We start from the raw sequence: 19,461 nt of genomic DNA, 5'->3' as shown, positions 1-19,461 counted from the left end.
AAATTCGGCCTCAGGTTAGTCACCTGAGGCCGAATTTCTTTTCAGCGGAGGCTATTTGATCTGCTTGCTGAGCAGTGGGACCAAGTGGTCGACCAATTGCTGTTCGGACTTGTCGGTCCAGTTCCTGATCGCTGTCACCGTCGCCGGATCGTCGACGACGATGACTGTCGCCTCGGAGGAGGCGATCGAACCAGGCATGCCGAGATGTCCTCCGCCGCCGGCCTTTTCGTCGGTTCGGACGGCGATGATGTAGTTGTTGCTCTTGAACTTCGAGAAGATCGTGTATCGATCGTCCTTCGACACCGCGCGCGGTGACGGTTCGTCCGCGGCCTTGGTGAACATCGGGTTGTACGCCAGACCCAGATCGCTCAGGAAGGTCGTTTGCAGGGTCGGCGACAGATACACCGAGATGTTCGGGTCCAGGCTGGTGCCGTCGGTGATATCGACCATGGCGACGGACTTCCCGGCGAACCCTGGGTTCGCGGTGCGGGCGCGGTCGATGGGCTTCTGGGCGACGGTGGAACCGGCCGTTCCGCCCGCCGGCTCATCGCCGCCGGACATAGCGAAGATCCCGACGGCGGCCGCCACCGCGACGACGGCCACGGCCGCACCCGTGATGAGCAGACGTGATCGGCTCTTGGCGGCGGGCCGGGCCCCGGGCCCCGTCGCCGGGTCCATCGGCAACGGAGTCACCGCCGTGCGTGGTCCCGTGGTGGAGATCGGACTGAACCGGTTGTGCGGCCCCTGATCGAAGACCTGAACCGGGTAGGTGGGCGAAGTATTCGTCGCCACCGGGTTGTGGCCGGGCATCAGGACACCGGCTGCAGCGTCGGTGAATTCCCGGCAGGATGCGAACCGCTCCGCAGGATTCTTCGCCAATGCCCGGGCGAAGACCCCGTCGATGGCCGGTGGCAGACCAGGATTGACCGACGTGGCGGCCGGTGGGGGCTCGTGCAGGTGCCCCATCATGACCATCGCGGGCTGGGTGGCCGGGTAGGGATTCCGGCCGGTCAGCAGTTTGAAGAACGAGCAGGCCAGGCTGTAGATGTCGGCGCGGTGGTCCAGGGAGCCGCCTGCCAATTGCTCCGGTGGCGCGTAAGCGATCGTCGCCAGGAAGCTTCCGGTCTGGGTGAGTTCGGACGCGTCGTCATTGGATTTGGCGACACCGAAGTCCGTCAGCAGGACCCGCTCGTCTTCACCGGCGACAGCGGAGGAAAGCAGAAAGTTGGCGGGCTTCACGTCCCGATGCAGCAAGCCCTTTCGGTGAGCGTAGTCAAGGCCCTTACCGACCTCGGTGACAATCCGCAGGGCCCGAAGGGGATTCATCGAATGGGGGTCCCGCGTCATCTCCGCCGACGCGTCCGTACCCTCGATGTACTGCATCGCGATCCAGAGCTGGCCGTGCTCCTCGCCGCGGTTGTACACCGAGACGATGTTCGGATGATCCAGGCCCGCGGCGAGATTGGCTTCGCGCTCGAACCTGGCACGGAACTCCGCGTCGCGGGAGAGCTCCGGACTGAGGATCTTGAGCGCGTCCATGCGCGGCAGGCTGGGATGTTTGGCCAGATAGACCGATCCCATGCCGCCGGCACCCAGGATTCGCTCGATGCGGTAACCGCCGATGACAGTCCCAGGGGTTATCGCCACCCTGATCGTCTCCTGTCGCGCTTCGAAGGGATGTTCACGTTGACGCGGTGGTCCGAGTCGTACTACTGGCTGTTCGCGAGCAGCGCGTACTGTGCCGCGGCGCGCTGATGCGCGTCGGCCAGCTGGTCGCTTTCGACAGTCGCCACGTACTGGCGATAGGTCACCGCGCACCGGAAACGCTTGGTCTTGTAGTCGTCGTCGGGATCTTCACCGCACAGTGCGTCCGGTACCGCCGCCGGCGGAGCCGCGGGAGCCGGGTAGACGCGCGCGAGAATCTGTGTGATGAGCTTGCCTGCCGAGTCTTCGTCGCGGGCGCGGAACAGCATGGTCGCACTGGACATCGCGATGGACAGGGAGAACCGGTCGACGCCCGCGTCGGTCAGCACGGTCTTCCAATGGCTCTGCGGGCCCACCTTGTGGAGGAAGCCCCGGACATTCAGCGCTGCCTGCTGTCCGATGCTCGGTGACCCGAAGCCGTCGGGATTGAGTGTGCGGCGCAGCATCTGGTCCGGATCGTCCGGCAGGAACAGCATCTCGGTCGGACTCAGCGCGGGGATCTGGTCCAACAGCGGCAGCTGTGCCGCGTAGACCTTCTCCGTCAGAGCGGTCAACGCGCTGAGATTCGCCTCCGGCGTACCGAGATAGAGGTTGATGACATAGCGGCCGTACGCCAGTGTGGACCCGATCGTAGCGACACCGGGACGCCAATGCGTATGCGCCGCAGGATACTTGGACAGCGGTACGCGCTCGTTCTTGTCGGCGGCGACGGCGAAGTCGGTTTCCTCGATCTCGGTGGCGGCGCGCTTCGCCGTCTCGTCGTCGGGGAACTGCATCACCGTGACGGTGGTGAAGGTGGAGCCGGGCACCGCCTTCGTCGACTTGTCGTCCTGTTTGTCGGTCGAGCTGCTGGCGAAACCGAACTGCATCCGATTTCGTTCCAGCACAGGCTTGTTGACGTTCGCCAGCACATCGGTGGCCTTCTCGGCGTCCGTGATGGCGATGGACCCGGTACCGAATTTGATCAGTGGGTCGATATCGACGCCTGTGACGACGTGGTCGGACAGGCGCATAATGGCGAGATTCATCGCGCCGGATAGATCGTTGTGGTAGTCGTACCGCATATCCAACGGCGCGGTGGCCGCCGCGTACGAGCCCACATCCAGAGTGCGAACATCCAGTTCGCCGGGTGCCGCGGTGCCGTTCGTGGTGCCGCATCCGGAGGCGGTCAGCGCAGCGGTCACCGCGATGGCCAAGCAGCTCACCACACGGGTTCGTGTCGAAGGCATCGACGATCCTTGAAATTTGTTCCGCATCACTTGGCCTTCGCGAGAATCGTGTACTGGGCCGCGACCCGCTGATGCACATCGATCAGCTGCGTCGCGGCGACCTGAGTGGCATAGCGGTCGTAGGCGACGCTGCAGTAGTACTTCGTCGCGAACTTGTCGGGGCCGATGTATTCGAGGCATTTCGCGGTGGGCAGGTTCGCCGGTGCCGGGGCGTCACGCAGGAACTTCGAGGAATCGCCGAAGTAGTCCACGATCTTCGCCGCGCCGGCGGGGTCCTTGGCGCGGAAGACGAAGTTTCCCTGCCAGGAGACACGGTCGACCCCGCTCTCCTCGAACAATTTCGACATGTCTTCGGTATCACCGGTCAGTTGGAGACCGCCGTTGCGATCGTAAACTCCGGGAATTCCGCGTTGGTTCGAGTCGAGAGAGATCGTGTGCATCGCACGGCCGAGCATGCCGTCGGGATCGACGTCGAGGTCCATCATTTTGTCGACCGGCGTCGGGGTGAATTTCTGCAGCGCCGGCGCGATCTTGTTGATGCTCTTCTGCGCCCGTGCTATCAGCTTCTGTTCGTCCGCGGTCTTCAAGGTGCCCATGACGCTGTCGTACACGTAGGTGAAGATCACGAACCGGCCGACGGGCTTCCAGGACTTGATCATGCCCGGCCACTTCGGGCTCATCTGCGCACGGACGTCATTGAGGTGGCCGACACCCGTTCCGACCTGCGGGAAGTACGCGTCCGGATCGGTGGCCGCCTCTTCGGCGGCGAAGGCTTCGGCGGCCTTCGCGGCATCCTGTTCAGTGTTGAACAGCATCGCGATGTTGTCGAGTTCATAGGCGAGGGCCGGTTCCGCGTTGGAACGCGCCGTCGTGACGAATCCTGTGATGAATCCCGGCGCTCGTTCATTCAATTTCGCTGCGTCGGCGCTCATTCGCGACTTGATCGCGGCGGACTCGAAGTCGACGAAAATGCGGACGGCGCTGCCCATGGCCGACGCGGAGTATTTCGCCTCGGGCTCGATCTCCATGGGCAGCGGCATCGCATTACCGATGCGCATGGCCTCGACCATGCCCGCCATATCCATGTTGGTCGGTTTTCCATAGACCTTCGGCTCGACGGGGAGATTGCCCACGTCGAGTTTGCTCAGGTCGATTGTCTGCTCGGCCGACGACTCCCCACTGTCGGACCCGCATCCAGCGGTCGCCACCATCGCCACAGCGAGACCGGCAGCGAGCAGCGCCGAACTCGTTCTCCTCATGTGATTCCCCTCCGTGGTGAGGCGACCGCGTCGTGCTCAGCGGTCGCAGCGGCCCGGAGCCTCCACAGCTACATACCCGAGCGCTGGAGAGAAGATAGCACTCACACCGATCCGTCTGCTCACTGTGCCGTGAGCCCACGGTGCCCGCGTGAGAATTCTTTTCGCGGCCGGGAACCGTTCGGAGTGTGTCCTACCTCACCTACTTCACCCGGCTCTTGAGGATCGGGAGCATGCGGGAGAGGAGGGTTTGTTCGGAGTTGGTGGTCCAGGTGCGGATGGAGGTGACGGTGATGGGGTCGTCGACGGGGATGACGGTGGCTCGGGAGCCGGTGATCTGGTACGGGAGGCCGAGGAGGCCGCCGCCGCCTGCCTTTTCGTCGCTGCGGACGACGAGGATGTAGCTGTCGTCGGGGACGTCGAGGCGGGCGGTGGTGCTGGCCACCGGACGGGGGGAGGGCTCGTCGCCGGACTTGGTGTAGTTGAAGTTGTATACGAAGCCGAGATCCTGGAGGAATTGGGTCTGCAGGGTGCCGCCGAGGTAGGTGGCGACCTTGTTCTCGGCGTCGACGTCGACCATCAGGATGGTCTTGCCGGTGAAGGCGGGGTTGTCCTGGCGGGCCTGTTCGATGGGGCTCAGTGCGCTCTGTGAGGGCGGAGTCGTCGAGCCGGCGACGCCGGGTCCGCTGTCCCCACTGGCCGCCCAGACGCCGACGCCCACCGCGACCGCGATGGCCGCGACCATGGCGCCGACGCTGAGCGCGAGCTTCTTCTTCGACGACTTCGGGGCGGGCGGGAGGGTCCGCTCGGACACGGTGGGTGCCTGGGACGCCCACTGGGTCGGCGCCTGGATCGGGTAGGTCGGTGACGTGTGGTGGCCCGTGGGATTCGATCCGGGAACGAGAGCGGCCGTCGCGGCGTCGGTGAATTCGCGGCAGGACAGGAAGCGCTCGTGCGGATTCTTCGCCATCGCGCGGGCGAAGACCTGGTCGAGGGCGGGCGGCAGGCCGGGGCGCACGCTGGTCGGGCGGGGCGGCGGCTCGTGCAGGTGGCCCATCATGACCATGGCTGGTTGCGTTGCGGGATAAGGGTTCTGGCCGGTGAGCAGCTTGTAGAACGAGCAGGCCAGGCTGTAGATGTCGGCGCGGTGGTCGAGCTGGCCGCCGGAGAGCTGCTCGGGCGGGGCGTAGGCGATGGTCGCGAGGAAGCTGCCGGTCTGGGTGAGTTCGGAGGCGTCGTCGGTCGACTTGGCGACGCCGAAGTCGGTGAGCAGCACCCGTTCCTCGTCGCCGTAGGTGTTCGACAGCAGGAAGTTCGCCGGCTTCACATCGCGGTGCAGCAGGCCGCGGTGGTGCGCGAAGTCCAGGCCCTTGCCGACCTCGGTGACGATGCGCAACGCGCGCAGTGGGGTCATCGCCTGCGGGTCGCGGGCGAGTTCGGCGGCGGCATCGGTGCCCTCGACGAACTGCATGGCGATCCAGAGCTGACCGTTCTCCTCGCCGCGGTTGTAGACCGAGACGATGTTCGGGTGGTCGAGGCCGGCCGCGAGATTGGCCTCCCGTTCGAAGCGGGCGCGGAACTCGGGATCGCGGCTGAGTTCGCCGCTGAGGATCTTGAGCGCGTCGGTCCTCGGCAGGCTCGGGTGGCTGGCGAGATAGACCGAACCCATGCCGCCGGCGCCCAGCTTGCGGATGATGCGGTACCCGCCGACGATGGTCCCTGGGCTCATCGCCATGTCCTACGATCTCCTGAGTCGTTACCGTGCTTCAGCTTCTCGGGCGGAGCATACTGGCCGCCGCGACAGTGCGCAGTCATCGGCTCAACGGGTGTTGGCGAAGAGGGCGTACTGCGCGGCCGCGCGCTGGTGGGCGTCGAGAAGCTGGTGGCCGCCGACGATCCCGACGTACTGGTTGTAGGCCACCATGCAGCTGAAGCGGGTTTTCGTGGCCAGCGACTGGTTCTCCACGCAGACCGCGTCGGGCACGTTGGGCGGCGCGGCGGCCTCGGCCTTGGTCCGCCAGGGGAACAGCTTGTCGGCGACCGCGCGCTTGGCGGTGCCGGGGTCCGGCGTGCGGATGCCGATCGAACCCCACGAGAGCGCGACCTGCTCGGCCTTCATGGCGGTGAGCTGCTGGTCGACGTATTGCCGATCGCTCGGGAGCGCGTCGCCGGAGTAGTGCAGGACACCGTGCTTGCCGGTGACGAGCAGGGTTCCCGAACCGTCCGGGTTCGACAGTTCCTCGGGATTGAGGGTGCGTGCGACCAGTCGGTCCGGATCCCAGGGCAGCGACATGACCTCTTCGTCGGTCAGGGGCGTCGTCCTGGCGAGTGACTCGATCTGCTTGGTGTACGCCGTCTCGGCCATGGTGGTGAGGCCCGCCAGATCCGGTGTCGGGACCGAGAGCAGGAAGGCGATGACGTACGGACCGTGCGGCATGACCGTACGCAGGAAGGGTGCGTCGGGACGCCAATGCGACAGTGCCGCAGGATGTTTCGGCAGCGAGACGGGCTGGTTGCGACCCTCCTGGGCGGCGAGATCGACGTCGTGGAATTCCTTGGCCGCCGCGGTCGCGGCCGCGGCGTCGGGGAACTGCAGGACCATCGTGGTCGCGGTGAACTTGGTGGTGTCCTTCTTGCTCGGCCACGTGCTGGGGCTGTTGATCGTGGCGTCGGCGGAGGCTCCGCTGGATTCGAACCCGTAGAGCAGCTTGTGCTTCTTCGCGACGGGTTCGAGCGCGCTGTCGTTGCCGAGGGCCTGCGGGAGCAGCCCGGCGGACACGGTGGACGCGCGTTTGCCGTAGATCATCTGCGGATCGATGTCGTGGGAGTTGACGACGTAGTCGGCGATCCGCATCCCGGCGACCTTGTACATCTCGTAGAAGTCGGGCAGTTTCGGATCGTCGTGCGCGTCGTACGGTTCGGTCGGATACGGGCCGACGTCGAGGGTGCGGATATCGACCTCGGCCGGCGTCGCGGTGCCGGACACCGAACCGCAGCCGGTGAGCACGGTGATCAACGAGGCCGCGAGCAGTGCGGTGCCGCGGCGCCTCATGCGGCGTTCACCAGCAACGCGTACTGGGCGGAGATCCGCTGCTGGGCGTCGAGGAGCTGGTTCGACCAGACATAGGCGGCGTAGCGGTCGTAGGACACCGCGCAGTAGAACCGCACCGCCATCCGCTCCCTGCCGATGTACTCCTTGCACTGGGCGAAGGGCAGATTCTTCGGCGCCTCGGAGCGGGTGAACTTCTTGGTCAGGCCGCCGATCTCGTCGCGAACCGCCTGAGCGCCCGCGATGTCGCGAGCCCGGTAGACGTCGGAACCGTCGCTGGCGTACAGATCCACGCCGGCGCTGTCGATGATCTTCGCCATGGCGACCGGGTCGGAGGTGAAGTGGCGCGCGGTCCGCCCGGCGTAGACGCCCGGCGGATTGATCCAGGAGTCCTCGCGTGGTCGCGGCGCGGTGCGCCCGAGCATGCCGTCGCGGTCGCGTTGCAGCGAGGTCAGCTTGTCGCTCGGGGTGGGGACGAACTTCTGTACCGAGGGGACGATGGTGTCGAGGCTCTTGCGCGTCAGGTCGAGCAGCGCCTGCTTGTCCACCTTCTCCAGCCAGATCTTGAGGTAGTCGTAGAGCCAGGTGTAGATGACGAGATGGCCGGTGGCGAACCAGGAACCGATCGACTGCTGATCGGGCTGCCAATGCGCCTTCGCCGCGGGGTAGCCGGGGATCTCGATCGGCTGGTTGTTCGGCGCGTACTCGAAATCGGCGCGCTCGAGGGCGACGGCCGCCGCGGCGGCCTTCTGCGCGTCGGGGAAGATCATGACCGCGTTCACCATGTCGATGCCCTTGTTCTGGCGCTCGGTCTCGGCGGAGCTCACGAAGCCGCCGATGAAATCCGGCGCGGTCTCGGCGAACCGGTCGACGGCCATGATCTTGCCGAGCGAGGCCTCCGCGTCGAGGAACACCGTCGCGATCGAGGGATTGGTGTGCACGAAGCGCGGGTCGATATCGGCCGGGGTCGGCACGAAATCGCCGAGCCGCTCGGCCTCGATGAACCGGCCCTGATCGAGATTGGCGACCACGCCGACCTCGCGCGGCTGGGTGGCGTAGCCGCCGACATCGAGCGAGGCCAGATCGACCGGCGGGTCGGTGGCCTCGGCTGACTCGTCGCCGGTGCCGCACGCGGCCACGGTGAGGAGTGTGGCCGCCAGCGCGACGCACACCCTTCTCGGTATTCCCCGGGTCCGCACGACGATCACCCTCCCCGAATCGATGGTCGGCGGAATCCTACGACACCACGCCGACACACGGGCGGGCTCGACGGGTCACAGACTGTTCGCCAGCAGGGCGTACTGGGCGGAGATCTTCTGGCGGACGTCGGGCTCCTGGTCGGAGCTGACGATGCCGAGGTAGCGCTTGTAGGGGACGTAGCAGCGGTACTTGTACTCCTCCTCGGAGTCGCCGTCGTCGTTGAGCTGCAGACATTTGGCGCCGGGGATGTCGGTGGGCGCTGGCAGGGCGTCGTAGTGGCCGGAACTGTCGATGAGGCCGGTCATCAGGGTCTGCGCGCCGGCCAGGTCGCGCACCCGGGTGACCGATCCGCCGTCGACCAGGGCGATGTGCTCGGCACCGGCGGCCTCGATGAGCCGCTGGCGCGCGGCCTGATCGTCGGCGTTGTTCACCAGGTGCGTGGGGCTGTAGACCGCGAAGGAGTGCTGATCCGGGTCGAGGCCGGCGCGATCCTCGACGACGGCTCGGGCCAGCATGCGTTCGCCGTCGACGGGAAGTTCCTCGAGTTCCCCGAGGGGCGTGGCGGTGAAGGTCGCGAGCTGGGTGAGTTCGGCGGCGAGGGTCTTGTCGACCCAGGCGGTGAGGTCGGCGGAGTCGGCGCGTGGGCGCTGGATGAACAGCGAGATCACGAATTCCTTGTGCGCGAGGAAGGCGCCGATCGTCGGCACGTTCGGACGCCAATGCACATACGCCTCAGGGTATTTGGTGGAGGCGAGCTTGCGGTTCTCCGGCGAGACCGCGAGGTCGACGTCCTCGAGTTCACGCGCGGCGAGGGTGGCCGCGGTGGCGTCGGGGAAGCGGAGCAGGGCGGTGGTGACCGCCGTCGTGTCGTCGGAGGGGCGGGTCTGGCCGACCGGATCGGGCTTGTCGGAGCCGAGCGCGGCGTAGCCGGTGACGAACTTCCGGTTCTCCAGAACGGGTTTGGACACATTGGCGACGAAATCGAGTGCCCGCTCCACATCGGGGATGACGGTGCCACCGCGACCGTGCGACAGCGACGGGTCGATCCGCACGGCGGGCACGACCGCGCCCGACATCCGCATCCCCTCGACCAGCGCGCCCTCGTCGCCGGCGGTGTCGTCGTAGCTGTGCCGGTCGGTGGCGTAGGTGCCGGTTTCCAGGCCGCGCACATCGGGTTCACCGGCGACCGGGGTGCCGCTCACGGCACACCCGGTGAGAACAGTGGTCAGCGCGGCGCAACAGAGCGCGGACGCGATCCGGATCTTGGTCGAATTGCTCATCACAGGCCCCTCGCGTTCTTCGCGCTGTAGCAGTGAAGTTACCGGACGAAAGCCGCCCAGGGGGACCGATGTGGGCGGGTTTGCCATAGTCTGGAGTACATGGCGACGACCCTGCTGCGCGGTTCCGGTGGAGGCCGATACCTGTGAAGGATCGGCAGGTCGAAGTCGTGCCAGGAAGTCATGCGGTCGCGCGGGTCGCGGGCGCCGTGATCGTGGTGGCGCACCGGGGGCCCGGTCGCCCGACCGCCGAGGACACCGCGGCCGTCGCCCTGGAATCGCTGGCCGAATTGGTGCGCGCCGCCGCCGAGGATCAACCCGGCGGGCCGGGCTCCGTGGTCGCCCGCGAGGCGACACGCTGGCTGATGAAGTACGCCGAGCAGATCTCGCCCGGCGTCCCGATCGATTTCGGGGTGCTCTCGGCGGCCGAGAACGGCGGCGTGGCGATCTTCCTGCACGGCGCGGTCACCGCCGTGCTGGCCGGTGACGGCGCCAACGAGTACTACCGGGGCAGCGATGCCGCCTTCACCGTCGACCGGGTCGCTTCCGAACCGGCCAGGGCGGTGGCGCTGTTCGTCGACGACGCCAAGGGCCGCATCCCCGATCTGCCACCTGAACGCGGCGTCGGCTGGCTGGTCGAGGGCATCGCGCAGGCGGGTGGGGCGGTGATCTGGTCCAACGGCTCGCGCTCGTGGGTGCGCACCGCCGAGCCGGCGGGTGAGGTCCGCAGGCCGCCGCCGCCCACCGCGCGCATCGATCGGGAACCGCGTCCGCCGCAAGCGGATTCGCGTCCCGTCGAGCAGCCCGCCACCGGGATGCAACCGGCGACCTCGATGCTGGACGCGGCCAGTGGGGCCACCGGCCCCGGCCATCCCTCGGTCGACCCGCACGCGGTCGCGCAGGCCGATCCGCACAACGCCGAGACTCGCGCGGGTGGCACCAATCCGGCTCCAGAACCCGATCCCGACCTGCAGCGACGCCTCGAGGCGACCGCGCGGGCGACGGTGCTCACGGTCAAGGTGATGGGATTCAAGTGCGCGCGTGCGCATCCCAGCGATCCGCGCTCGGCGTTCTGCACGGTCTGCGGCATGCCCGTCGACCAGACCCAGGCGCTGAGCGAGGTCGTGCGGCCGCCGCTGGGAATGCTCGTCCTCGACGACGGCATGACCTACCTGCTCGCCGCCGACGCGGTGATCGGCCGCGACCCGGAGCACTCCGAGGCCGCCCAGCGCGGCCTCATCCCGCTGCGGGTGGACGACACCTCGGGCGGCATGTCCCGCGCGCATGCCGAAGTGCACCTGGTGAATTGGGATGTGCAGCTGCTCGATCGCGGGTCGACCAACGGCACGCGCAGCCGGCTGCCCGGCTATCGCGACTGGATCAGGCTCACCCCGAACCAGCCGCTGGTGCTGATCCCCGGCACCGAGATCATGATCGGCAACCGGGTCCTGCGCTACGAGCCCGCCGCACCACCCCCGTTCGGCTGACCCCGCAAGTCCCCTCGCCCCACCGGCACCGCACGACCCGACCTCGAGGAGGGTCCGCCGCGTCAGCGACGGGACACAAGGGGCCGCGACCTCGAGCGCGCCAGCGCTCCAAAAACTCAGCTGTAGCGCGACAGGCAGGTGGTCTCGCCGTTGAGCACCCCCGCGCGGAACGCGTCGACCCGGGAGAATCCGCTGGGCACCGTGTTGCCCTCGGTGTCGCTGGCAGCCAGGCCGTCGGTGAGCAGCCCGGAGACGGCCTCGTCGAGGTCGCCGGCGGAGAGCTGGATGTCGCCCTGGCTGACCGGTCGGCCGGGCTCGGCCAGCTTGCCGGTGACCACACCGGACAGGCAGGCCGCGCGCAGGCCGGTCTTCGCGCCGGTCAGCTGCTGGCCGTGACCGCGCTGCACCGCGAGGGTGTAGCGGGAGATGAACACGACGTAGCCGTTGTAGTCGCCGCTGACCTTCACCGGCAGCGGTCCGTCGTCGTCGTTGTCGACCGCGCCGCGCTCGGCCAGGCCGGGCACGTCGGTGGCGATGACGTTCTTGGCCGGGCAGTAGGTGACCGGTTCGGTGGCGGCGCCGTCCGCGCAGTCGATCCTGGCGCCGGAGTAGTCGTAGGTCGGGCTGTCCTCGACCGGCAGGATGGCCTGCAGCGCCTTGCTCAGCTCGACCAGATTGTCCCTCGAGATCGGGTATTCGCCGCGGCCCTGGTCGCCGGAGAAGCTCTGCGGGAGGTTGCCGCGACGCTGGTCGATCTCCTCGTCATCGATGCCCTTGCAGCCGCGCGGGCCGTCGGTGAAGCCGATCTGCACGGCGGTGACGCGCTCGAACGCCGAGCCGTGCACGCTCTCGGGATCGTCGGGGTCGGAGTCGCGGATCGAAACGGTCGCGGCCAGCACCGAATTCAGGCCGTCGGAGGTGTTGATCGTGAAGTGCTTCGACTTGCCCTCGGCGACGTGGCGCATGAACGCGCCTGCGAAGCAGTCGGCCTGCTGTTCCTTGACCAGCACCGGCGTCTTCTTGGTGACCAGTTTGGCCATGGTCTGGATCGCGTGGCCGTACTCGTGGGCCAGCACCATCACCACCGACATCTTTCCGAAGGTCTCGGTCATGGTGGGCAGCAGCATCGCGCGGTCCCAGCCGATCGAGTTGTCGCTGCGGCAGTAGGCCGCGTTGACCAGGTGGTAGGTCGTCTCCTTGCAGAACTCCACGGCCTGACCGCGCGGGGCGCGGGCGTTCCAGGAGATCAGCTTCTCGACCGGCTCGAAGGTCTCGCCGCGGAACTCGGTGCCGAACACGCCCTGCCAGTAGGCCTGGATGTCGTCGATCGCGTTGAGTGCCAGGGTGTCGACCTCGCCGCCGTCGCCGTTGGACGCGGTCAGCGTGGTATCGGGGACGCCGGGGCGTGGTCCGTTCGGTCCGCCGGTGGTCGGCAGCCCGGCCACCTTGAACGGATCGTCGTAGATCGAGACGCCGTGGCCGTCGATCGCCCGCGTGCAGCCCACACTCAGCAGTGTGACCAGCGCAGCGGTGATCGCAACGAACACTTGGCCTTTCGACATCAGTCCCCCTGATCGGCCGGAAACATGGGCAGGTCGAGTGCCGGATCGGGCTTTCAGCCGTCTCGGGGGCACCGCCGATGTCCGGGCGATGGCATAGTATCCGCTCCATGTCTTCACCGGGGGCGCAGACCATCACCGTGCGCCATGATGGAACCGAACGAGTCTTCGAAGCGAGCCAGCAGATCACCATGGGCCGGGCGCCCGAGGTCACCCTGTTCGTGGACAGTCCGCTGGTCTCTCGCGTGCACGCCACTCTGCGCTTCCAGAACGGCGCCTGGGTGCTCGCCGACAACGGCAGCACCAACGGCGTGTTCGTCGACGCGCGCAGGCTGAGCCAGCCTGTCTCGATCGACCGGCCCACGCAGGTGCGTCTGGGGGACGCCATCAGCGGGCCGCTCTTGCACCTGGTCCCGGCGGCGCCCAACTCGCGCCACGCGGCCACGATGCTCGCCCAGCCGTCCCAGCCGCCCGCCCAGCACCGGCCGCCGCCGCAACGCCCGCAACAGCCTTTCCCGCCGCAGCAGGCCCGGCCGAATCCGCCCCAGCAACCGCAGTACGTGCCGACCTCGCAGCTGCCGTCGCAACCGCAGCCGATGGCGCCGCAGGACAACATCAACATGACCCGGCGCGCGGATTCCTCGATGCTGCCACCGGTGCGCAAGTCGGCCTCCACCGAGCCGGTGGCCCGCGGTGACCGTATTCCGCCCGGCGGCCTGAGCATCGGCCGTACCTCCGACAACCAGATCGTGGTGAACGATCCGCTGGCCTCGCGCAAGCACGCGCGCCTGGTGTCTTCGTCCGAGGGCCTGGTCATCGAGGACCTGGGGTCGGCCAACGGCACCTTCGTCAACGGTCATCGGCAGCAGCGCACGGTGCTGCGTGAGCGCGACATCGTCACGATCGGCAACATCGACTTCGTCGTCGCGCAGGGGGCGCTGGCGCATCGGCAGAAGCCGGTCGCCGAACTCGGGCTCTCGGTGCACGGCGTCGGGTTCACCGTCGAGGGCAACAAGCAGCTGCTCGTCGACGTCAACATGCAGGCGGGCCGCGGCACCCTCACCGCGCTGATCGGCCCCTCCGGCGCGGGCAAGTCGACGCTGTCGAAGCTCATCGCGGGCAACACCCAGCCCTCGGGCGGTGTGGTCACCTTCGAGGGCCGCAACCTGCACGCCGAGTACGAGGCGCTGCGCTCCCGTATCGGCATGGTCCCGCAGGACGACGTACTGCACCGTCAGCTCACCGTCCGCCAGGCCCTGGGCTTCGCCGCCGAGCTGCGGCTGCCGCCCGACACCACCAAGGCCGACCGTCAGCAGGTGATCGACGGTGTGCTGCAGGAGCTCTCGCTCACCCAGCACGCCGACACCCGCGTCGACCGGCTCTCCGGTGGCCAGCGCAAGCGCGCGTCCGTCGCGATGGAGCTGCTCACCGGTCCCTCGCTGCTGATCCTGGACGAGCCGACCTCGGGCCTCGACCCGGCGCTGGACCGGCAGGTCATGCAGATGCTGCGTGAACTGGCCGACGCGGGCCGCGTGGTGATCGTGGTGACGCACTCGGTCGCCTGCCTCGACATGTGCGACCAGGTGGTGCTGCTCGCCCCCGGCGGTAAGACCGCCTTCGCCGGTCATCCCGGTGGTGTCGGCGCGGCCCTCGGCACCTCGGACTGGGCCGAGATCTTCGCCAAGGTCGCGGCCAACCCGGACCAGGCCTTCGCCGCCTACCGATCCCGGCAAGCCTACGTGCCGCCGCCACCGCCACCCCAGCCGCTACAACGCGGCAACGCGGGCGCGCCGCCGCAGTCCAGCGGGATGCGCCAGTTCAGCACGCTGGCGCGCAGGCAGCTGCGGTTGATCTTCGCCGACCGCGGCTATCTCGCGTTCCTGGTGGTGCTGCCGTTCATCCTCGGCGCGCTGTCACTGGTGGTGCCCGGCAGCGACGGCTTCACCGAGGGACCGCTGATCGCCCAGCCGGACGGTTCGTTCGCGCGGTCCAGCGGCGGTGAGGCCCAGCAGCTGCTCGTGGTGCTCATCCTCGGCGCCTGCTTCATGGGCGCCACGCTCACCGTGCGCGACCTGGTCGGCGAGCGGTCGATCTTCTACCGCGAACGCGCCGTCGGCCTGCTGCCCTCGGCGTATCTGATGGCCAAGATCGTCGTGTTCAGCGTGACCGCGTTCCTGCAGTCGGCGGTGCTGGTCGGCATCACGTTCCTCGGCAAGAAGGCGCCGCCGGAGGGCGCGCTGATCCCGCCCGGCGGCGTCGAGCTCTACCTCGACATCGCGATGACCGCGGTCTGCTGCGTGGTGTTCGGCCTGTTGATGTCGAGCCTGGCCAAGTCCAACGAGCAGGTGATGCCGATGCTCGTGGTGATGATCATGGTGCAGCTGGTGATGGCGGGCGGTCTGATCCCGGTGACCGACCGGGTCGGCCTCGAGCAGGTGTCGTACCTGTTCCCGTCGCGCTGGGGTTACGCCGCGGGCGCGGCGACGGTCGACCTGCGCGAGCTGGTCATCGGCGCGCAGGAGGACCCGCTGTGGGTGCACGAGCCGGGAATCTGGATTCTCAACATCGTGCTGCTCACCGTGATCACCGCGATCCTGGCGGTCATCACCTGGAGCCGGCTACGCCTGAAGAAGACGCAATCATGAGCGATCGGCAGGTCAGAGCCGTATCGGCGGGCAAGCTGCGCGCGTCGCTCGCCGACCGGGCACACTTGAGCCTGTGACCGTTCGAGTTGGCGCCCTGCACCTGGGGTGGGATGTGGTGTCCGTGGCCGCGGGCGGCGGACAGACCCCGATCCGCCCGGTTCAGGTGGAGGGCACTTACACCCCACCCGCCTATCTGCTCGCCGACGCGGCGGGCCGGCTGCACACCGCGGGCGTCGACCGGCAGCGGCCGGATCTCGGCATGGCGATCGCCGACGTGCGCGACATCCTCGGGCACCCGCAGATCGTGATCGCCGGGGCCACCTGGCCCGCGGAGCTGGTGTTCCGGGCGCGGCTGTACAACCCGCTGGCCGCGGTCGGCAAGTACCTGCGCGGCAAGCCGCAGCTGGTCGCGCTGCCGTACCCGGACAGCTGGCCCGACGAGAAGGTCGACATCTACGCGGCCTTGGTCGAGCAGCTCGACGTGGTCGTCGAGCCGCTGCCGGAGAGCGTCGCGCTCTCGGGCTATGTGCGCGCGCTCGGGCTGGTCTCCCCGCCGAGCGAGCGGCACCGGCACGGCATCGGCGCCACCGGCGTGTACTCCGACGGCCGCACCCTGCTGGTGGTCGCGGTGCACGGCGACGACGAACAGCCCACCGAATCGGTCGAGGTCGCCGTGAGCGCCGAGGCGCTGCGCGATGCCCGCTCGGCCGACAACGTGGTGATCGAGGCGATGGCCGCGGCCCGCTCGATCGGTGCCGACACCTCGACGGTGCTGCTGGCGGGCAATGTCTGCTTCAACGACGCGCTGCGCCTGGCCTTCCAGAACCATCTCGGCCAGCGCCTGCAGGTGGCCGATCATCCGATGCACGCGCTGGTGCTCGGCGCCGCGCACCTGCTGGTCACCGAGCCGGGGCTCGACGAGGACGACTACCCGGACTCGCAGCATCCGGGTCAGGGCTATGCCGCGCAGGTCGGCTGGGGCGCGCCGCCCGCGGTGCCGGCACCGGGGCAGCCGCCGAGCCCGGCCGGGATCGTCGCCGGTCCGCCCGCGCAGTCCGGTGGACGGCACGCGCTCGACGACCCCGAAGACGACGCGTCGCGCGGCAACCTGCTCGGCAAGGTGAAGAAGGGCTTCTTCGGCGCACCGGCCGTGGTCGGCGCCGTCGCGCTGGCCGCGACCGCCTGGCACGCGGGCGCCACCGCTCCCGCGGTCGCGGCCGAGCCGGTGGCCTGCGCGTTCACCCCGTACGCGAAGACGGTCCCGCCCGAGGGCATCGCGAGCGCGCGCGGCGGCGGGCTGGTGGACGACGACTCCTGCGCGACCCCCGGCATCGATACCCTGCGCTACCGCCTCCCCGGTCCCGCGCGGGCGACCGATCCGGGACCGCCGGTGGTGATCTAGGGGACCGAGCCCGATTGTGGCTCGGTGATGCGTGGCTGGTATCGTGGTCCGCTGGTGTGTGGAACGTTTCCCTTCTCGTGAGGGAGACAGCACGTCGAAGTCCCGGGTCTCCACCGGCCGCCGGGACGCTTCGAACCGCACCCCGTGGCCGGCAACACCGACGACAGACAGGGAACGACTGTGCCTACGTACAGCCCCAAGGCAGGTGACGTCACCCGCAAGTGGTACGTCATCGATGCCACTGACGTAGTCCTCGGCCGTCTCGCCGTGCAGGCCGCTGGCCTGCTGCGCGGCAAGGGCAAGCCGACCTACGCACCGCACGTCGATGGTGGCGACTTCGTCATCATCATCAACGCGGACAAGGTTGCCATCTCCGGCAACAAGAAGCAGGACAAGCTGATCCACCACCACAGCGGACACCCGGGCGGCCTCAAGTCGCGCACTGTCGGCGAGGTGTTGGCGACCCGTCCCGATCGTCTCGTGGAGAAGGCCGTCAAGGGCATGATCCCGAAGAACAAGCTGGGCAACGCGATCGCGGGCAAGCTGAAGGTCTACGCAGGCCCGAACCACCCCCACGCCGCGCAGCAGCCGGTTCCGTTCGAGATCAAGCAGGTGGCCCAGTGACCGCTCCTGAAGAGTTCACCCCCGAAGAGTTCGACGCGGTCGACGAGACCGTGGTCGAGGTTGTCGAAGACGGCGAAGGCTACGAGGCCGAGTACGTCGAAGAAGCCACCTACGCCCCGATCGTGATCGATCGCCCGGTGCAGACCGTCGGCCGCCGTAAGGAAGCCGTCGTTCGCGTGCGCCTGGTGCCCGGCTCGGGCAACTTCGTGCTCAACGGCCGCACCATCGAGGACTACTTCCCGAACAAGGTGCACCAGCAGCTCGTGAAGTCCCCGCTGGTGACCGTCGAGCGTGTCGAGAGCTTCGACATCTACGCTCGCCTGGTCGGTGGCGGCCCCTCGGGTCAGGCCGGCGCGCTGCGTCTGGCCATCGCCCGTGCGCTGATCGAGGTCACCCCGGAGGACCGTCCCGCCCTCAAGCGTGCCGGCTTCCTGACCCGTGACCCGCGTGCCACCGAGCGCAAGAAGTACGGCCTCAAGAAGGCCCGTAAGGCGCCTCAGTACTCGAAGCGCTGATTTACGCACTGCCGACCATCGTCTTTCGCATTCGCTAGGTATGCTCCCCGCGAGAGCGGGGATGAGCCCGGTCGGCGGAGCACGTGTGCGAGAGCAGGCTTCCAGCACGGCTGGTTGCCTGCTCTCGTGCTGTATTCGGGGACCAACTACCAGTAGAGGGTTTTATGGGACGGCTGTTCGGCACCGACGGTGTTCGTGGACTCGCGAACGACACGCTGAGTCCGGAACTGGCGATGCGCGTCGCCGCGGCGGCGGCGCAGGTGCTCTCGCGCGGCAAGAAGCGCGCGGTCGCGGTGGTCGGCCGTGATCCGCGGGCCAGCGGCGAGATGCTCGAGGCCGCGGTGACCGCGGGCCTGACCTCGGTGGGTGTCGACGTCCTCTCCGTCGGTGTGCTGCCGACGCCCGCCGTCGCGTACCTGACCGGCCTCTACGACGCGTGCTTCGGCGTGATGATCTCCGCCTCGCACAACCCCATGCCCGACAACGGCATCAAGATCTTCGCGGCGGGCGGGCACAAGCTCGACGACGCCGTGGAACAGCGGATCGAGGCCCTGATCGCCGACGGCGTCACCGTGCGCCCGACCGGCGCCGGGATCGGCCGGGTGCGCGGTGACTACACCGTCGAGGGCACCCACGAACGCTATGTCGAGCACCTGCTGGAATCGACGGGCCAGCACCTCTCCGGGCTGACCGTCGTGGTCGACTGCGCGCACGGCGCGGCCGCCGAGGTGGCGCCCCAGGTGTACCGGGAGGCGGGCGCGACGGTGATCGCGATCAACGCCGAACCCGACGGCCTCAACATCAACGACGGCTGCGGCTCCACCCATCTCGACGCGGTGCGCGCCGCGGTGCTCGAACACGGCGCCGATCTCGGCATCGCCCTCGACGGCGATGCCGACCGCTGCCTCGCGGTGGACGCCACCGGCGAGACCGTCGACGGTGACGCCATCATGGCCGTGCTGGCGCTGGCCATGCGCGAGGCGGGCGAACTCGTCGACGACACCCTGGTCGCGACCGTGATGAGCAACCTGGGCCTGCACATCGCCATGCGCGCCGCGGGGATCACCGTGCTCACCGCCGCCGTCGGCGACCGCTACGTGCTCGAGGAGCTGCGCCGCGGTGGCTACAGCCTCGGTGGCGAGCAGTCCGGTCACGTGGTGTTCCCGCGCTTCGGCACCACCGGTGACGGCGTGCTCACCGGCCTGCGCCTGATGGCGAGGATGGCGCAGACCGGTCGCTCGCTGGGCGAGCTGGCCTCGGTCATGAGCACGGTGCCGCAGGTGCTGGTGAACGTGCCCGTCAGCGACAAGGCCGCCGTGGCCGCGGCCCCCGAGGTGCGTGACGCGGTCGCCGAGGCCGAGCGCGTGCTCGGCGAATCCGGTCGGGTGCTGTTGCGGCCCAGCGGAACCGAGCAGCTGGTGCGGGTGATGGTCGAGGCGACCGATCCGGCGCAGGCGCGACAACTGGCCGACGATCTGGCCAAGCGGGTCGCGGCCGTCTAGCTGTACGTCTGG

Annotated in this window: 14 protein-coding genes; 6 read left to right on the top strand and 8 right to left on the bottom strand. The window is 68.3% G+C overall.

The window, feature by feature from the left end; all coding sequences use genetic code 11:
* Window positions 1–51 precede the first annotated feature (51 nt).
* The 7 genes from QH270_RS04990 to QH270_RS04960 all read right to left on the bottom strand — a co-directional run bounded on the left by QH270_RS04990 (window position 52) and on the right by QH270_RS04960 (window position 9,718).
* A complete protein-coding gene (locus QH270_RS04990; RefSeq protein WP_280339145.1) occupies window positions 52–1,647 on the bottom strand; it encodes a serine/threonine-protein kinase in 1,596 nt (531 codons plus the stop codon).
* A 62-nt stretch (window positions 1,648–1,709) separates the two neighbouring features.
* Entirely contained in the window at window positions 1,710–2,900 is a 1,191-nt protein-coding gene (locus QH270_RS04985; RefSeq protein ID WP_280339143.1) for a DUF7373 family lipoprotein, read from the bottom strand.
* 59 nt (window positions 2,901–2,959) lie between these two features.
* On the bottom strand, window positions 2,960–4,144 hold the full coding sequence (locus QH270_RS04980) for a DUF7373 family lipoprotein (RefSeq protein ID WP_280339142.1): 1,185 nt from the start codon (window positions 4,142–4,144) through the stop codon (window positions 2,960–2,962).
* 247 nt (window positions 4,145–4,391) lie between these two features.
* Window positions 4,392–5,918, bottom strand: a complete 1,527-nt coding sequence (locus QH270_RS04975) for a serine/threonine-protein kinase (protein WP_348537632.1) — start codon at window positions 5,916–5,918, stop codon at window positions 4,392–4,394.
* Between the two features lie 90 nt (window positions 5,919–6,008).
* Entirely contained in the window at window positions 6,009–7,241 is a 1,233-nt protein-coding gene (locus QH270_RS04970) for a DUF7373 family lipoprotein (RefSeq protein WP_280339140.1), read from the bottom strand.
* Window positions 7,238–8,410, bottom strand: a complete 1,173-nt coding sequence (locus QH270_RS04965) for a DUF7373 family lipoprotein (RefSeq protein WP_280339139.1) — start codon at window positions 8,408–8,410, stop codon at window positions 7,238–7,240. Before QH270_RS04965 ends, QH270_RS04970 begins: the two co-directional genes overlap by 4 nt.
* A 102-nt stretch (window positions 8,411–8,512) precedes the next feature.
* The gene (locus QH270_RS04960) at window positions 8,513–9,718 is read right to left on the bottom strand and encodes a DUF7373 family lipoprotein (protein WP_280339138.1); all 1,206 of its coding nucleotides are present in this window, start codon (window positions 9,716–9,718) and stop codon (window positions 8,513–8,515) included.
* A 167-nt stretch (window positions 9,719–9,885) separates the two neighbouring features.
* On the opposite strand from QH270_RS04960, the gene QH270_RS04955 reads away from it, so the two are divergent.
* Window positions 9,886–11,202 carry an FHA domain-containing protein gene (locus QH270_RS04955; protein WP_280339136.1) on the top strand — a complete coding sequence of 439 codons (1,317 nt, stop codon included), beginning with the start codon at window positions 9,886–9,888 and terminating at the stop codon, window positions 11,200–11,202.
* A gap of 116 nt (window positions 11,203–11,318) precedes the next feature.
* Here QH270_RS04955 and QH270_RS04950 read toward each other — a convergent pair whose 3' ends face one another.
* Window positions 11,319–12,764: a metallopeptidase gene (locus tag QH270_RS04950; protein WP_280339134.1), complete on the bottom strand. Its 1,446-nt coding sequence runs from the start codon at window positions 12,762–12,764 to the stop codon at window positions 11,319–11,321.
* Between the two features lie 107 nt (window positions 12,765–12,871).
* Between QH270_RS04950 and QH270_RS04945 the strand changes: the two genes are divergently transcribed.
* The 5 genes from QH270_RS04945 to glmM all read left to right on the top strand — a co-directional run bounded on the left by QH270_RS04945 (window position 12,872) and on the right by glmM (window position 19,449).
* On the top strand, window positions 12,872–15,406 hold the full coding sequence (locus QH270_RS04945) for an FHA domain-containing protein (RefSeq protein ID WP_280339132.1): 2,535 nt from the start codon (window positions 12,872–12,874) through the stop codon (window positions 15,404–15,406).
* 73 nt (window positions 15,407–15,479) lie between these two features.
* On the top strand, window positions 15,480–16,808 hold the full coding sequence (locus QH270_RS04940) for a hypothetical protein (protein ID WP_280339131.1): 1,329 nt from the start codon (window positions 15,480–15,482) through the stop codon (window positions 16,806–16,808).
* A gap of 180 nt (window positions 16,809–16,988) precedes the next feature.
* Window positions 16,989–17,432, top strand: a complete 444-nt coding sequence (gene rplM / locus QH270_RS04935; RefSeq protein ID WP_022567307.1) for a 50S ribosomal protein L13 — start codon at window positions 16,989–16,991, stop codon at window positions 17,430–17,432.
* A complete protein-coding gene (gene rpsI / locus QH270_RS04930) occupies window positions 17,429–17,947 on the top strand; it encodes a 30S ribosomal protein S9 (protein ID WP_110037104.1) in 519 nt (172 codons plus the stop codon). The genes rplM and rpsI overlap by 4 nt, the downstream gene beginning before the upstream one ends.
* A gap of 164 nt (window positions 17,948–18,111) precedes the next feature.
* The gene (glmM, locus tag QH270_RS04925; protein ID WP_280339130.1) at window positions 18,112–19,449 is read left to right on the top strand and encodes a phosphoglucosamine mutase; all 1,338 of its coding nucleotides are present in this window, start codon (window positions 18,112–18,114) and stop codon (window positions 19,447–19,449) included.
* The last annotated feature ends 12 nt before the right edge of the window (window positions 19,450–19,461 follow it).

This window comes from Nocardia neocaledoniensis (assembly GCF_029868625.1).
Taxonomy (GTDB): domain Bacteria; phylum Actinomycetota; class Actinomycetes; order Mycobacteriales; family Mycobacteriaceae; genus Nocardia; species Nocardia neocaledoniensis_A.
The sequence above is the reverse complement of the archived record's forward strand: the minus strand, read 5'-3'. Positions and strand labels throughout refer to the sequence as shown.